The 18,016-nt window shown below is 37.8% G+C and carries 5 protein-coding genes; 3 read left to right on the top strand and 2 right to left on the bottom strand.

Annotated features, from left to right (window positions below; genetic code table 11):
- The first annotated feature begins 544 nt into the window (after positions 1 to 544).
- From CLU83_RS15750 to CLU83_RS15740, 3 genes are all read left to right on the top strand, one after another.
- Positions 545 to 5,041 carry an immunoglobulin domain-containing protein gene (locus CLU83_RS15750; protein WP_100432484.1) on the top strand — a complete coding sequence of 1,499 codons (4,497 nt, stop codon included), beginning with the start codon at positions 545 to 547 and terminating at the stop codon, positions 5,039 to 5,041.
- Between the two features lie 876 nt (positions 5,042 to 5,917).
- Complete coding sequence (locus CLU83_RS15745) at positions 5,918 to 10,387, top strand: hypothetical protein (protein WP_100432483.1); 4,470 nt, start codon at positions 5,918 to 5,920, stop codon at positions 10,385 to 10,387.
- Between the two features lie 596 nt (positions 10,388 to 10,983).
- Positions 10,984 to 15,855, top strand: a complete 4,872-nt coding sequence (locus tag CLU83_RS15740; protein WP_100432482.1) for a LamG-like jellyroll fold domain-containing protein — start codon at positions 10,984 to 10,986, stop codon at positions 15,853 to 15,855.
- 200 nt (positions 15,856 to 16,055) lie between these two features.
- On the opposite strand, the gene bioB is transcribed toward CLU83_RS15740, so the two are convergent.
- Together bioB and CLU83_RS15730 are read right to left on the bottom strand one after the other, a co-directional pair.
- Entirely contained in the window at positions 16,056 to 17,141 is a 1,086-nt protein-coding gene (gene bioB / locus CLU83_RS15735) for a biotin synthase BioB (RefSeq protein WP_100432481.1), read from the bottom strand.
- Positions 17,142 to 17,237: 96 nt separating this feature from the next.
- Positions 17,238 to 17,606, bottom strand: a complete 369-nt coding sequence (locus CLU83_RS15730; RefSeq protein ID WP_369828777.1) for a hypothetical protein — start codon at positions 17,604 to 17,606, stop codon at positions 17,238 to 17,240.
- Positions 17,607 to 18,016: the final 410 nt, after the last annotated feature.

Below are 18,016 nucleotides of genomic sequence, written 5' to 3'. Positions count from 1 at the left end.
TATTGCCTGAATTTGAATGCAGTTATATTTGAGAGGGGAATACCATCTTTCTATATACCTGACACCTGCAGCGTGGACACATATAAAAATGGCACACAGATGGCTCTTTTTTAGAATCTAATCTTGCAGGCTCTTAGTCTGCCAAAGTAATTTGAATCGAATTTCCAAACAAGGAAGGAGCAGTATTAAAAATGGTCTTTAACAGCCAAAGAGAATTATTTACAGCTAGGAAATTGGTTTGTCAAAATAGCAGAGAAAAAACAGTGGTTGAAGGTTGTAAATGGTACATTTTTTTGTGTATATAAATTTACAAAATAATTGCTTTTATGCTAGTTATCTGATAATCAAGTATAATATTGGCTTTGTGGTGGTTTGTAAGCTTTTAATATTTAATTTTAATAGGCAAAAGTACGTGTTTTGTGTTTGTGTGCGTCTATTTTACATGAAAACAGAACATTGTTGTTTCTAAGAAATAAAAAGCGGTTTGAGTCTTTTTATTTTTCTCGTTTTTAGAATAAAAAATACCACAAAATCACCAAGTCACATGAAAATAATTCTACCTAAATCTCAGATTTTAGCAGCTTTTTTGTTTTCTTTATTTATGCAGATAACAGCGTTTGGAGCAACTATAACAAGTACTGGCACTGGAGGGAATTGGAATTCAGGCAGTTCTTGGGTTGGAGGAATTGTTCCAACTGCAGCAGATGATGTTGTAATAGCATCAGGAGGCACTGTAACAATTACTGCAGATGCTGCCGCAAAAAGTATAAGTGTTTCAGGAACTTTAATGGCCAATGATGGCGTTGTGTTTACAGTTGGAAGCAGTACGACTTCAGGGAACTTCACGGTAAATTCTGGAGGAAATTTTAGCACAGCAAATGGTTCCGGATTGTCAACAGTAATTGTTTATGGAAATTATATTAATAATGGCACTACCGATTTTTGGAAAAGCACCGTTATTATTGTAGGCGATTTGTTAAGTCCCGCTACTTCTGAATTACAAAAACAAGGAAATGTAGTGGTGGGTGGTAATATTATAGGTGATTTTGATCTGACAGGAGGAAATGGCACTGGTCAAATTTATGCTGTAAATCCTAATGCAACAGTAACAATAACACCGGTTTCCATAGATAATAATGTGGCGCCGGGAACAACTGTCAATACTCCTCCTGAAACTCAAGTTTTAGTTGATTTAGTAAACACTGTTTTATATGGAATATGCCCCTATACAGTTAGCGGTACTTTAAATGCTATCGTTTGCACAAGTACGCCTACAGCTTCTTTTACAGTCGTTACTAGTGGCAGTTCACCTACATATCAATGGCAGGTAAATGCGGGTTCTGGCTGGACTGATTTGACAAATGCAGCTCCGTATTCAGGAGTTACAACAAATACTCTTACGGTAACAATTTCTGGTACTGGATTAAGCGGGAATAAATATAGAGCCAAAATTACTTCTGGCGGATGTACTAAAAATGGGGATTATGGAACGTTGACTATAACTTCAGTTGCTCCATCAACTCCAGGCAGCATTACGGGAACCACTCCGCAATGCCCTTCAAATTCAGGGCAAATATATACAATCACAGCTGTGTCTGGAGCTACATCATATACTTGGACAGTGCCATCAGGCTGGACTATAAATTCTGGAAATGGCACAACATCAATTTTTGTAACAACAGGATTAGTTGGGAACAATGGAAATATCACCGTTACAGCTAGTAACGGCTGCGGAACAAGTGCGGCTAAAAGCCTTGCTGTAACAGTTGTTGCTACCACAGTGACAGCTGGAACTGTAGCAGGAAGCGCCAGTTATTGTTCTTTTACAAATAATACAACATTAACATTGTCTGGTACTTCTCTGCCTATTGGTAATGGAGCAGGGAAAGCTAGTGTAATAAGATGGGAAAGCTCAGTAGATGATTTTATAACAAGCACCGTGATTGCAAATACAGCTACAACTTTAACTATAACTGATTTAAGTTTGACAACTAAGTTTAGAGCGATTGTGTTAGCAAATTCTGGTGGCTGTCCTGAGGATTCTGCTCCGGCAACAATTACGGTTAATATAAAGCCAACCTCTATTGTCAGCGGAACAGCAACAACATGTAATGGTACATTTAAAACCATATCAATTGACTTGACCGGCACTGGTCCATGGAGTTTAACTTATACTGATGGAACGACTCCAGTTTCAGTAAGTAGTATAGCTTCAAGCCCATATACTTTTAATGTTACGCCATCATCGACTAAAACATATACCGTAACAGCATTAAGTGATTCGAAATGTACAGCTAGTGCAGCAGACATGACGGGTAGTGCTACAATTACGGTTAATGCTATTCCTTCAGCAGGTATCAGCGGAACAGCCAGTGTTTGTCAAGGAGGCACTGCTCTTAATATTACTTTTACAAATCCACAGACAGCAGCAGTCACCATTACATACAATATTAATGGAGGTGCTAGTGCGACTGTTAATGTGGGAGCAAGCACAACTGCGGCAGTATCGGCACCAACAACTGCGGCAGGTACTTTTGCTTACAATTTGGTTAGCGTTGCTTATCAAGGCTCTCCGACTTGCAGCACTGCGATCACAGGAACGGCAACTGTAACGGTTAACCCCGTTCCAACAATAACTGGGCAGCCATCAAGCAGTATTGTTTGCGCTGCAGATAACGCTTCATTTACGGTAGCCGCTTCTGGATCAGGAGTAGCATACCAATGGCAGTTAAGTACCAATGGAGGGACAATTTTTAATAACCTTTCCAATAGCGCACCCTATTCAAATGTGACAACTGCTACAATGAATATCACAGTAGCAACTACTGCTATGAATACCTATCAGTATCGCTGTGTGGTAAGTGGCAGCTGTACGCCATCGGTGACTTCAAATGCAGTAACGCTAAATGTAAATACTGATTTAGGAAATATTTCTTTGAATGGTGCAGCTTATGCTTCAAATGGAAGCGCAGTCTATTGTCCTTCGACAACAGCCGTTTTTAGTATAGCGCCGGTTGCTGGGGCTGTAAGCTATACTTGGGGATATCCATCAGGCTGGACACCCATAAGCGGGCTGGGAACGACTACTTTGACAATAACAACAGGCAGTAATGCACAAAGCGGAACAGTTTCGATAATAGCAAATAATTTGATTTGTCCTAGTTATATATGGGTTGCATTAAGTAATACTCCGCCAGCAGCACCTGGAGTTTCAGTAACAGCACCTACTTGTTCAGTTCCTACAGGAAAAATAGCAGTTAGTTCACCAGCACCAGGAACTGTATATACTTTAACAGGGACTAATCCAGTGGTGGCGGCAGTTACAAATGCTATAGGAAGCTTTTCAGGGCTTGCTGCAGGAGATTATGCAGTAACGTCTCAAACAGGTGCAGCATGTGTTTCGGCAAGTGCATCTGCTACAATACAGCCATTGGCTACAAAAACTTGGAATGGCTCCTGGTCACCTGCTGGTGCGCCGTCTTTGAATGATTTTGTTGTTTTTAATGCCGATTATAACCTGCCAGTTACAGTAAATTCTTGTTCCTGTGTAATTAATTCTGGTGCGACTGTTACGATAGCTTCCGGATTGGCTTTAAACATTACAAACGGTTTGAATGTGCAGGGCGGATTGATATTCGAGAACAATGCGAGTTTGGTACAGACAAATGATAATGCAGTAAATCAAGGAACAATCACTTACAAACGCACTACCCCAGGATTAAAAGATTTTGATTATGAGTACTGGAGCTCACCAGTAGCATCTCAAAAGCTGAGTGATTTGTGGGTTAGTGACAGATATTACAGATATACTAATGGGAATTGGGAAGCACAGGGAGGTAATGTCATAATGGATGCGGCCCGGGGATATATTATTCGTGTCCGTACAAGCAGTCCGCCTTTTTATCAAAGTGTTGAGTTTAAAGGAGTACCCAACAATGGTCTCCAATCAATAAGATCTCAAGGGGTTAATAAAAGCAATTTAATAGGGAATCCATATCCTTCTGCCATAGATGGAGAAGCATTTATAATGAATAATGAAGCGGTAATTGGAGGGACATTGTATTTTTGGACACACTACACTGCCAGACAATTGAATACTGCTGGGACTGCCTATATTTATACTGCAGATGATTATGCTTTGTTTAATCTGACAGGAGGAACCGGCGCTGCTCCAAGTACCAATGGTACAGGTGTGGTTCCTACGGGTGAAATAGCGGCAGGACAAGCCTTTTTTGTAGTTAGTGATCTGGATGATTATTTTAAATTTGATAATTCATTGCGATTGGATAGTAATGGAAATATTATAAATAACAGTCAATTTTTCAAGCCATCGGGGACTAAGAAAGCGGCAAAGATTGAGAAAGATAGGGTTTGGCTGAATTTAACCAATGATGGAGGTGCTTTCAAGCAGTTATTAGTAGGCTATATTACAGGAGCGACTAATGATTTTGATAGGCTGTATGATGGCGTAACCCGCAATGGAAATGCTTTTGTTGATTTTTACAGTGTTAACAATTCGAAGAATTATACTGTTCAGGGACGCGGATTACCTTTTGATAAAACTGATGAAGTGCCATTGGGGTATAAAACGACAATAGCAGGAACATTCCAGATTGGCATTAATAATGTTGATGGCGGTATGGTGAATCAGGCGATTTATTTGGAAGATAAAATGACTGGCAGCATTTATGATTTAAAGTCTGGATCGTATTCCTTTACAACAGCAATCGGGACATTCAATGATCGCTTTGTGCTTCGATATGCTAATACTTCCAAATTGGGTACAGGTGATGTTGAAGCCAAAGGAAAAGGAGTTTTTGTATCGGTAAGAAATCGTGAGATAAAGATCAATTCTTTTGACCAGACTTTGACATCAGTAAAAGTATATGATCTAAAAGGAAGCTTGTTGTATGAAAAAAACAAAGTAGACAAAAATGAATTCATTATTGATACTTTAAACGCCAGTAATCAGTTTATGATTGTCATGGTGCAGCTGGAAGACGGCAAATGGATAAGTGAAGAAATTATTTTTCATGATTAACTAATAGTACTGTTTCTTTTAATAAAAACCCATTCTGTTTGTTCGGAATGGGTTTTTTTATGCACTGAGTTTGAATATAGTTGTATTTGAGGGAGAGAATACCATTTTTCAATAAGTCATACTTACTAACTTTTATAAAATAGTCACACGTTCGGCGCAATTATTTTTTAACGCATACATAGAATTTATAGTGTTTAAAAAGAGCTTGATAGATGGTTTGCTTTTCAAGCAGCCAGTCTATATGAAAAATAGTGCTGTTTCTATTCATTCCTTAATGATTTGTTTTTAAATCTATGTATGTGGTTCATTTTTATTTAAACAGAATTATACGAGCGGGTTATTATTATTTCCAACTGTTGAAACCGTTAACCATAGTTTTTTTTTGAATAATGGCAGAATGGCAAAATGTTTATTTTTTGATCCCCGACTACTTCACTATACTTTTATTTTCATGGGAGTTCGTGAACCTCGTTTGTATTAGTATGTTTTTGCTTACAATTTGTTATATTGAATTAAAATCTGCTTAAGCTGTTTTTTATTTTGAAAATATTGCATATCTTTAAAGATCTATAAGTGAATATCCTGTTAAAAACAGCGTTTGTTTTACAGTGAGAAAAAAGACAGTTCAAGATTATAGTGGATAGCGTATTAATGTTGTAATTGTTTTTTTTTGTACATATAGGTTTACAAAGTTGCTGTTTTTGTCGTTACTTATCTGTTAATCAGTCAAATTGAATAATTTTTTGTAAAAGATAACTTTTATTGTTTATTTTTGGCACGTAAAAATACGTGTTTTGTTCTAGAGAATTATATTTAACACAAAAGAGAGTTTTTTCTTATTTTTACAATAATAATACCACAAAAGCCTCAAATTATATGAAAATAATTTTACCTAAATCTAAGAATTTAGCAGTCTTTTTGTTTTTTGTTGTCTTTTTATATGGAAACACAGTTTTCGGACAAACTACAGGAGATTATCGTTCTATTGCAACTGGAAACTGGACGACTCTTTCGAGTTGGGAATATTATAACGGCACTGGATGGGTTGTGGCAACAAGTTACCCAGGTCAGAATACAGGAACAGGAACTGTTACAATTCGTGACACATATAACATCACATTAAACACTAGCATAAGTAATAGTTTTACCTCTTTGGTAATTGGAAATGGGGCAAGTGGAAAATTAATTGTATCTGGTGATTTTACGGTTAACACTAAAAGCGTTATAATCAATTCAAATGGTATTATGTCATTTATTGGTAATAAATCAATAACTTTTCCGGCGAATACTTCATTTGTAGTTAATGGATCTGGAAAATTAATGTCTGAAAGTGGTTCTTGCAGTAACAATACTGCTCTTTTTATAGGAACAGATAAGATTTCTGCGTGTAATGGATCCGGTGGAGGAGCTCTCTCTGATTTTAATACATTTAATGCTAGAGGTGGAACAGGAAGTGCTACTTCTAATACACCCGTATGTACTGGAAGCCAGCTAATACTTACTGCTACCGCGCCAGTTGCAACATCTGGTTCTTACACATATACATATAAATGGTCTGGTAGTGGAATCTATAATCCTGCTTTCAGCAGCAGTGCTGCTTATACTATTAATAATGTAGACGTTTACAACCATGGTGGCATGTACAGCGTTGATATTAAAAGAAATGACGGTATTGTTTCAACAGTAACAACAGATGTTGTAATAAATCCAACTCCAACAAATTATGGAGTTTATGGCGGTGGTCCAATATGTTTTAATTCTTCGACACCAAATTTGACTACTAGTGGTGTAGGAACTGTAGTAAGATGGGAAAAAAAGTTAGATAATGGTACGTATAGTGCCATTCCAGGTACTGCCGGATTGACATCTTTTTCTGAAAATCCTTCGGCGGCAGGTACTTGGACTTATCAGGTAGTTATGGGTAGCGGAGCTTGTCCAGTGGTTTATTCAAATCCTACAGCTTCTGTAATTGTTAATCCAGAATTGACAATTTCATTAGTAAGTACCAATTCACCAGCTTGTCAAAATGCAAGTAATAGTACACTTTCTTATACAGCCACCACTGGAAATGCCAGTGCAGTTAAAATTGATTTTGATGCGGCCGCAAACACAGCTGGCGTACAGGACATAAATTATTCTGCTGTGTCATCTGGTTCAGGAACAATAACTATTCAATATGCTTGGGGTATTGCTCCAGGTACTTATAATGGAGTGCTAACGGTTATAAAAGACTATCCTGTGTGTTCAAGCTCAACAACATATCCAGTTACTCTTACTATATATTCGTCATCAACACCGACATCAATAACTGCACAGCCTTCAACAGCAACACAAACAATTTGTTTGAATGGAACAGCGAGCGCTATTTCTGTAACGGCTACAGGAGCTAGTCTTACTTATCAATGGTATAGTAATTCAACGGCAAGTAATTCTGGAGGAACACTTATAAGTGGAGCAACATCATCAAGTTATACGCCACTAACTACTGCTGCTGGTACAAAATATTATTATTGTGTCGTAACTGGAGGGTGTGGTTCTTCGGCGATAAGTGCAGTTTCTGGAGCAATTCTAATTAATGGCTTGCCTGCAATAAGCAGTCAGGTAACACCAGCACAAACAATTTGCTTAAACGGAACGGCCACCGCCATGTTGGTAATGGCTACAGGAGCTGGTCTAGGTTATCAGTGGTATAGTAATGCAACAGCAAGTAATTCTGGTGGTACATCTATTGGGTCAGCAACATTGTCCAGTTATACACCGCCTACTACAACAGCTGGAACAACTTATTATTATTGTGTTGTTAGTGGAACATGTGCACCGCTGGTTACAAGTTCAGTTTCGGGAGCAATTCTAATAAACCCTGCTCCAACATTAACATCAGCATCCCAAATAATTTTTTCGTGTGATAATTCGCCAGCGACAATAAAACTGACAGGTTTATTATCAGGCAGTACTTCAAGAGTTGACTACACTATAAACGGCGTTGCACAAACTCCAATTACAGGTTTAACCGAAGTAGCTGGAGAAGCTACTTTTGATACAAGAATTTTATCAAGTACTGATAATGGTAAAACATTGCAGATAACAGGAATAACTACTACAAGTGCTTCCCCGAGCTGTCCTAAGAGTTTTGCTATAGATGTAATATTGAATGTTAAGCCAGATTCAGGAGGTATTTCGCTTAATGGCGGAACCGCTATTGCATCTGGCGGTACTACTACTTTTTCTGAAAAGACTTCGGCCACTTTTAGTATTGTTGCTATACCTGGTGCTACTAGCTATACTTGGTTTGTTCCAGGAGGCTGGAGTATTACAGCTGGTGGTGGAACTAATCAAATAACAGTTACGACAGGTACTGAATTCCAAAGCGGTAACGTTACTGTTACTGCTAATAATATGTTTTGTCCAAGTTCTTTGGGTGTTACTTTAACTTCAATAGCGCCTCCGGCTCCAACTCCCGATCTTGTAATCCCAGTTAAGTGTAATACTAAAGGAAGTATATCATTTAATAATCTGCCGGCTGGCAGCTGGACTCTTAATGTAACAAAAGACGGGGTGGGCAGTACCATTTCTGGTTCAGGAAATATATTCACGCTCTCAAATTTGACAGGCGGTAATTATACTTTTACAGTTACCGATGCATTTGGAACTTCTGTTTCATCAGCTATAGTTAATGTTGATATTGTTACAAAGACATGGAATGGGTCGGGATGGTTTAAAGACTCTGTTGCGAGTGTGGCTCCAACATCAGATGAGAATGTTGAATTTGCTGCTGGATCTTATGTTACTTCAGCCGCAATAGATGCTTGTTCCTGTACTGTAAAGAATGGTGCCTCAGTTAAAATTGATGTAGGAGGAGTTTTAAATATTGTGGAAGGTTTGACTGTGGAAACAGGAGGAACTTTGATATTCGAGAACAATGCGAGTTTGATACAGACTAATGATAATGCAGTAAATATCGGATCAATCACTTACAAACGCAGCACTCCTTTATTGCAAGATTTAGATTATGAGTACTGGAGTTCACCGGTTGCGGGTCAAACGCTGGGTGCTTTGTACACGAGTGACAGATACTTCAGATATACTAATGGGGCTTGGGTAGCACAAACTAGTGGTACTACAATGGATATCGGCAGAGGATATATTATTCGTTATCGTACAGCTGTGCCTTCAAAACAAAGTGTTGAGTTTAATGGAGTGCCAAATAACGGAATTAGAACAATAACTGCACAAGGGGCTAATAGAAGCAATTTAATTGGGAATCCATATCCTTCTGCCATAGATGCTGAAGCGTTTATACTTGATCCTGCTAATTCAATAATTACTGGAGCCTTGTATTTTTGGACGCACTTCAGTGCTAGAAGATTAGATGGAACTACATATAAGTATGATGCTGATGATTACGCTGCATTTAGTTTGACAGGATCAATTGGCACAGCACCTAGCATCCAAAATGCTATTAATAATGGCACAATACCCCCTTCGGCTACAATAATTCCTTCAGGTAAAATAGCCGCTGGGCAATCCTTTTTTGTAATTAATGATAATGACGGTGACTTTACCTTTAATAATTCGATGCGATTTGATTATGAAAATGGCGATGTCAACAATAACAGTCAATTTTTCAAGCCATCGAGCACTAAGAAAAGGGCAAAGATTGAGAAAGATAGGATTTGGCTGAATTTGAACAATGATGAAGGTGCTTTCAAGCAATTATTGGTGGGCTACATTACAGGAGCGACCAATGATTTTGATAAATTATATGATGGCGTAACCCGCAATGGGAATGCTTATGTAGATTTTTATAGTGTTAATAATTCCAAGAATTATACTATCCAGGGCCGCGGTTTGCCTTTTGATAAAGCCGATGAAGTGCCATTGGGGTATAAAAGTACAATAGCAGGAACATTCCAGATTGGTATTGATAATGTTGATGGCAGTATGGTGAATCAGGCTATTTATCTGGAAGATAAACAGACTAATACTATTCATGATTTAAAGGCTGGATCATATTCTTTTGCAACCGAAATTGGGGTATTTAATGACCGTTTTGTACTGCGTTATATGAATAATACTTCTAAATTGGGAACAGGTGATGTTGAAACCAAAGGAAAAGGAGTTTTTGTATCTGTAAGAAATCGTGAGATAAAGATCAATTCTTTTGACCAGACTATGAGTTCTGTAAAAGTATATGATTTAAAAGGAAGCTTGCTGTATGAAAAAAACAAAGTAGACAAAAATGAATTTATTATTGACACTTTAAATGCCAGTAATCAGTTTATGATTGTCATGGTGCAGCTGGAAGACGGCAAATGGATAAGTGAAGAAATTATTTTTCACGATTAACCAATAATTATTTTAAAATTTTAGAATCCCATTCTGTTTATTCAGAATGGGATTTTTTGTTTATAGTTATTGGATATACACGGTGCATAATATTAAATCCAGAATCCGCATTAGACTTCAGATGCATTAGATTTCTAATGCGGATTCTGGGTTTAATGAACCTATATACCCTAATGGAGTGCGGTTTAGCCGTCAATGACGTTTAACAGTCGCAAACTTCATGCTGATGAAGAAGTAACCCCGCATATTGTAGGATTAGTTCGTTGATATTTTATTTTTATTAAAAAACACATTTTTATAAGTTAATATATGCAAAATAACACATAAACATGTATTTAATCGATAAAAAGTGCTTTTATACGATTTATTTGATTTCGTTCATTAAATTTATATAATCAAGTGAAATATTTAAACCTTTGAAAATAAACAATTTATGTTATAGCTATTATTATGACAGTATAGATTAGGTATTAATCATTTTTTGGTTACTGAATATGAAGTTTGTTATTTAAAAATGTATTGCAATTAGCTGATAATTTTCGAATAGTTAATAGTTGGCTGTTTTGTAGTGAGTATTATTCTAATCCCTCTTAGAAATGAAAAAAATATTGTTTTTAATTGCTGCATTGTTATCAATGTTTCAATTTTCTTTTGGCCAGACTGTAAGCAGTTATACTTTTACGGCCATACAAGGGAGTTACATTTCGCTTACAGGAGTTGCTGGAGTTGTTGATACATCACTGACTGCGACAGCAGACACGGGTGTTTCTACGAGTATTACTTTGCCGTTTGCTGTTACTTTTGCAGGTACAGTTTATTCTTCAATACAGGTTTCGCCCAATGGCTGGCTTAGTTTTGGGACGCCTACAGTAACAGATGCTCAAAACAGTACCAATTCACTAGCAAATGCAGCTGTTGTAAAACCTGTTTTGTTTCCTTTATGGGATGATTTAAAGTGTACAGTAAAACCAAGATATATAACAACCGGCATTTATCCGCACAGACGGTTTAAAGTGGAATGGAGTCAGCAAAAATGGGATGCTCAATCTTCGGGAGATACGGTTTCGTTTCAGGTTTGGTTTTTTGAAACTACCAATGTAATTGAATATTTATATAGTCAAGGTGCCACAGCGGTTTCCAATAGTTCGGGTGGTGCATCAATTGGAATGTGCGATGCAAATGGAAATTATTTAGCACTTACAAATTCTGGAGCAAGTCCATCGGCTGATTATACTGTTTTTACTGATAACATTAGTACAAAGCCAGCATCAGGACAAATTTATAGATTTACGCCGCCATCAACAGCGGGTCTTATAGCCAGTAAATATTGTTTTACTGCATCGGCAGCCACTTATGGGATCCTGACTGGAACTTCGCCGGTTGGAGGGATTGGTGCAGTAGATGATGACGGTATTACAAATCCCATTCCGCTAAACTTTCCATTTACGTTTGCGGGTACTACTTATACAAATGTAATAGTTTCACCAAACGGCTGGCTTACTTTTGGATCACCAACGATTACAAATGCTCAGAATGCGGCAAACAGCGCGACAAATGCTGCATTAATAAAACCTGCTTTGATGCCCCTTTGGGATGATTTGAAATGCACAGAGAAAATCAGATATATTACGACTGATGCTGCTCCTAATAGGATATTTAAAATAGAATGGTACCATCAAAAATGGGATCATACAGCCAATGGAGATGTAATATCTTTTCAAATATGGCTGTATGAGGGCACTAATTTAATAGAGTATTATTATAACCAAGAAGCAATTGCCGTAAAATCGCCCTCGGCTACTATTGGGATTTATGATGCAAATGGGAATTATTTAACCTTAAGCGATTCAGGAGCAAGTCCAACGGCACAATCTGGAACATTTACCACCACTATAGCGTCCAGACCTGCATCAGGACAAGTGTATCAATTTAAACCGCCGCCTACAATATCCTATCCGGGTAATGCTTATATTGCTATTGGTAAAGTAGCAGTTACGCAAACGGGGGCTTCAGGTGGAACATATTCGGCTACGCCGCCGGGTCTGAGTTTGAACGCTTCGACGGGTGAAGTCAATTTAGCTGCAAGTGCTGGAGGAACGTTTACTATAGCTTATACTGTGGCTGGCTGTTCTAATGCATCGGCAGTAATGACTATTTTTCCTCTGCTGCCTGTTCCTACGGCCACTGTGACAGAGGCTTCGTGTGCGGCAGGCACTGATGGCGCGATTACGATAACTAACATGAACAATGCTATAAAATTTATCAGTGCCGATAATGACTACATTGATTTAGGAAGTCCTTTGCTTTCCAATAAAAGCGCTTTCACTATTGAGGGCTGGATAAAATTTAATATTGCCGATGTTACGGGCAGGATGAGTTTGTTTGGGCAGAATGATGCTATAGAGTTTGGGTTTGCAAATTCATCAACTATTGAGTTGTCTACACCTGCAACAGGAGCAGTTACTGCCACTCTCCCAGCTTCTCTTGGCGATGGTTCTTGGCATCATATAGCGGCCGTAGGAAATGGTTCTACTGTCAAGATATATTTAAACGGAGTTAGTGTTGCCGTTACTGGCGGAGTAGTCACTACTTCAAACTACGGCAGTTCCTCTTATAATACTAAGATTGGAAGCGGTGTCTATAATGCAACAGGAGATTCATTTACAGGACAAATAGCAAAGTTAGGATTGTATAGTACAGCACTTTCAGCAAGTGGCATTGTTGCTCTGGCAATTGGACTAACTACTTATTCCGGTTATGAATCAGGAATCATTGCAGGGTATAATATTGCTGTAGGTTCTGGAACTACAATCTATTCTTATCCAGCCGGCAACAATGGAACGTTCCAAAACACTCCAGAATGGATAGATCCCTATACTTATTATTGGCAAGAAATAGGAAACGCTGGTTTTTCAGCAACTACAAAGAATTTAACTGGTTTATCACCGGGTGATTATAGAGTGACCGTTTCATTAATTGGCGTGAGCAGTCCTAATGCAGTTACTTTTTCGGTTGGATCTGCCAGTGTTGTGACGGCATCGGCTGGAACGGGAGTAGACTGCAGTAGTAATTTTACGGCAAATTGGGTAGCATCTGCGGGTGCGGTAAGTTATTTGCTGGATGCTGCAACAGATAGTGGTTTCACTAATTTTGTTTCGGGGTTTAATAATTTAAATGTAGGTAATGTAACGAGCTATGCAGTGACAGGAGTACCGCCTGGGAATATTTACTATAGGGTTCGAAAAAACAGCAATTGTGGGGTGAGTACCAGTTCGAATGTAATTACCTATGACACGAAGCAAATAAATTCTCCAACAGCTATTGGTGCAACGAATGTATTGTGCAGCGGTTTCAATGCCAATTGGAATGCAGTCTCTGATGCTACTGCTTATTATTTAGATGTTTCTACAGATCCGGCATTTAGTACTTTCGTGTCGGGTTATAATGATTTATATGTAGGGAATGTTACATCTGTTTCGGTGATATCACTAGCTTCTGGGTTTAGTTATTATTACAGAGTGCGGTCTTCAAACGTTGTCTGCGGTACAGTAGCAACACCGTCTAATGTAATTCAGGTTGATATTGATTCAGCACCAACTGCGCCAGTGGTTGGATCAGTACAGCAAATTAGCTGTAGCAGGCCTGCTGGAAGTGCTGCGTTAAGCGGATTACCGACTGGGGATTGGATTTTAAATTTTAGTTCAGGCGATACGTATTCCGGTAGCGGCACAACCGTGACTATTCCGGGGTTGGCAACAGGAGATTATACCGTAACCGTTTCAGAAGGCAGGTGTTTTTCTGCTAATTCTGCAAATATTTCGATTGCATCATCTCCAATTTCGGAGACCTCTTGGGATGGCAGTACTTGGTCAAATGGTTTGCCATCTCTTTCACAAAGAGTTATTTTTAATGGAGGAACATTATTTACAGTTTCAGCAGATACGAATATGTGTTCATGCCAAATTCACTCAGGTTCAGTTATTGTTAATTCAGGAGTTGTATTGTTTATAGACGGGGCTCTTGATATAGATTCTTCTACTAGTTTTACATTTGAGAATAATGCGAGTTTAGTTCAGGGCAGCGATACGGCTGTCAATTCAGGAAATATTATTTATAAACGCACTACTTCTGCTGTAAAAGATTTTGATTATGTGTATTGGAGTTCGCCTGTAGCAGATCAAACACTGGGACTTTTGTCGCCTTCCAGCGATAGATATTGGAGTTATGCTGATGGAGCTTGGGTTGCAGAAACTTCAAGCAGTATAATGACTAAAGGAAAGGGTTATATTGCTCGGGTGCCGCGATATACGCCTCTTCAAAACGCTGAATTTATCGGAGTGCCATATAACGGTTCCATTTCTATAACAGCTCAAGGAGAGTTGAAAACTAATTTGATAGGAAATCCTTATGCTTCTGCAATAAACGCCGATTTATTTATTACTGATAATGCTTCAGTAATTAATGGAGCCTTGTATTTCTGGACCCACAACACTTCTAGAACATTAAATAATGCGGGAACTAAATTTGTATATACTTCTGATGATTATGCTACTTATAATTTTACAGGAGGGGTGGCTACTGCCATGGCTGCCAAAAGCACTGATGTAAATGGAGATGGAATTGGAGATGGAGTATTGCCTTCTGGTAACATTGCGGCGGGTCAGTCCTTTTTTGTAGTCAGCAAAATTGCAGGAGATTTTACATTTACTAATTCGATGAGGGTTTCGACTGTTGGAGGTAACAGCCAATTTTTCAAACAGGCGGGTATTGATAAAACAGCAAAAATTGAAAAAAATAGAATTTGGCTGAATTTAACCAATGACGGCGGGGCTTTCAAACAATTATTGGTTGGTTATGTAACGGGGGCGACAAATGATTTTGATAATTTGTATGATGGTGCAATTCTTAACGGGAATGCCTATGTAGATTTTTTTAGTATAAATAATTCAAAAAATTATACTATTCAGGGACGCAGGCTGCCATTTGATGCGGCAGATGAAGTGCCATTGGGTTATAAAACCACTTTAGCAGGAACATTTCAAATCAGTATTGAGAAGGCTGATGGTGTTTTGACTAATCGAGCTATTTATTTAGAAGATAAAACAATCAACACTATTTATGATCTGACCAAAGGCTCTTATTCCTTTACAACAGCAATTGGAGAGTTTAAGAATCGTTTTGTGCTTCGTTATAATAATACATCATTAAGTACAGATGATTTTGATGCGAATGGAAAAGGAGTTGTCGTTTCACTAAATAACAGCCAAATAAAAATTAACTCTTTTGACCAAATCATGTCTTCGGTAAAAGTATACGATTTGAAAGGAAGTTTGCTTTATGAGAATAATAAAGTGGATAAAAATGAATTTATTATAAATCATTTGGTGTCCAGTGATCAAGTATTAATTGTCATGACTCAATTGGAAAATGGAAAAAAAGTGAGTGAGAAAATAATTTTTCATGATTAATACCATTAGAAATATAAAATAATCCAATTTTATTTCCCTTTCCTTCGCCAGTTGCTGTCGCTCGTGTGGAGAGGGTTCGGTTTAACAAAAAAACTGTTTTATATTTATTTCTAAAAGGTATAATTTATTCTGTATCTGTAATAAAATTAAAAACCCAATTTCAACTTGAAATTGGGTTTTTAATTTATATAAAACCAAGTTTATTTTCCTTTGATAGAAACTTCCAGATTTTTCTCAATAGTATGATTTGGGCGAGTCCATTTTGGTTTTTCGCCAAGAGATTCAAATTGAGAATCAGCAGCTTCCACAGTTGGTCTTTGCGCCGCTTTTTTAAATGGTTTTTGAGGTTTCAGCCCTAAAAAATCAAACATTTTCATGTCTTCGTTTACATCCGGATTAGGAGTCGTCAGTAATTTATCACCAGCAAAAATAGAATTGGCACCAGCAAAGAAACACATTGCTTGACCTTCGCGGCTCATATTCATTCTTCCAGCAGATAAACGAACCTGAGTTTCTGGCATAACAATTCTCGTGGTAGCAACCATTCGGATCATTTCCCAAATTTCTACCGGTTTTTCGTCCTGCATAGGAGTACCTTCTACAGCAACTAATGCATTGATTGGCACTGATTCAGGCTGCGGGTTCAAAGTAGATAGAGCAACTAGCATTCCAGCTCTGTCTTCGATACTTTCTCCCATTCCTATAATACCGCCGCTGCATACTGTAACGCTGGTTTTACGAACGTTCTCTATGGTTTGTAAACGGTCTTCAAATCCACGGGTAGAGATTACTTCTTTGTAATAATCCTCCGAAGTGTCTAAATTGTGATTGTAAGCATAAAGTCCAGCTTCGGCCAATCGCTGCGCTTGATTTTCGGTAATCATGCCCAAAGTACAGCATACTTCCATGTCCATTTTGTTGATGGTACGGACCATTTCCAAAACCTGATCAAATTCGGGACCATCTTTTACATTTCTCCAGGCAGCTCCCATGCATACGCGTGAAGAACCTCCAGATTTAGCTTGAATAGCCTGCTCTTTTACCTGATTTACAGACATTAAATTGTTTCCTTCAACCCCAGTGTTATATCTGGCAGCTTGCGGACAATAGCCGCAATCTTCAGAACAGCCGCCTGTTTTGATAGAAACCAAAGTAGAGACTTGAACTACATTTGGGTCATGGTGTTCTCTATGGACAGTAGCTGCTTCAAAAAGCAGATCCATCATAGGTTTATTATAAATAGCAATTATTTCTTCTTTAGTCCAGTTGTGTTTTGTGATACTCATTGATCCTTTATTTTGATGGTTCAAAAGTAATCAAATTGTTATAAACAACCAACGAACGGACTTTAAAAAGACTTATTGCGAATGGATTAAAATAGTTTAATCGGCGACAAATTTGTCGTTATAATACAGCATGAGTAACATAGTGACAACTACCGAAGAGGCTATTCCTTCAAAAAACAAAGTCAAGCAATACATGTTAATAGAAGGGTGACCGCCGAATAGGAAAGTTTCGGATAAGCTATTAATGTATTTATCGCCACCTCGCATATAGCTATAAATCAACAGCCCAAGAATAGATAAAGTTACACCAACTAACGAAGTTATTAATGCAGCCAAAGCATTTGGGACAAATTTTTTCTTATTGTGGGCGATTCTCGATTGGAGTGTATCATTTACGGCATAAACAATGAAAACGATATTCAATAGCCTTAAATAGAAAAGATTGGACAAGCCTAAGAATTCCATTAATAGGAAATATGTTCCTATGCAGATAAAAATAAAGTACCCATTTTTAATTTCTTTTTTTACTTTCATGTCATTGTTTTTTTAAAAGTTAGAAATTCAGTATCTTTTTGGTAATCAAGTAGGTTGATATAAATTTACAAAAAATAAACGAAATCGATGTAATTAATCAGAAGAGAGTTTTTTGTGGGTTTACAGAAAGAATGTAAATTAATTGCTTTCATGCGGGAGTGCCGTCATCCCGTAAAAAGGGCTGACGATCAACCGTTATACACTCTTTTATCGAGATGCCGTCGGGCTGTCCATGCTGCTTCGGTAGCTTATTTCAAATGAAATTCACTGAACTCCGATAAAAATTAATGTATAGTGAAGTAATCCCTTACTCGAGATCAAAGATGCTAAGTAAAAATGGA

It is taken from the genome of Flavobacterium sp. 1 (assembly GCF_002797935.1).
GTDB lineage: Bacteria > Bacteroidota > Bacteroidia > Flavobacteriales > Flavobacteriaceae > Flavobacterium.
This window is presented reverse-complemented; position numbering and strand designations above follow the sequence as displayed.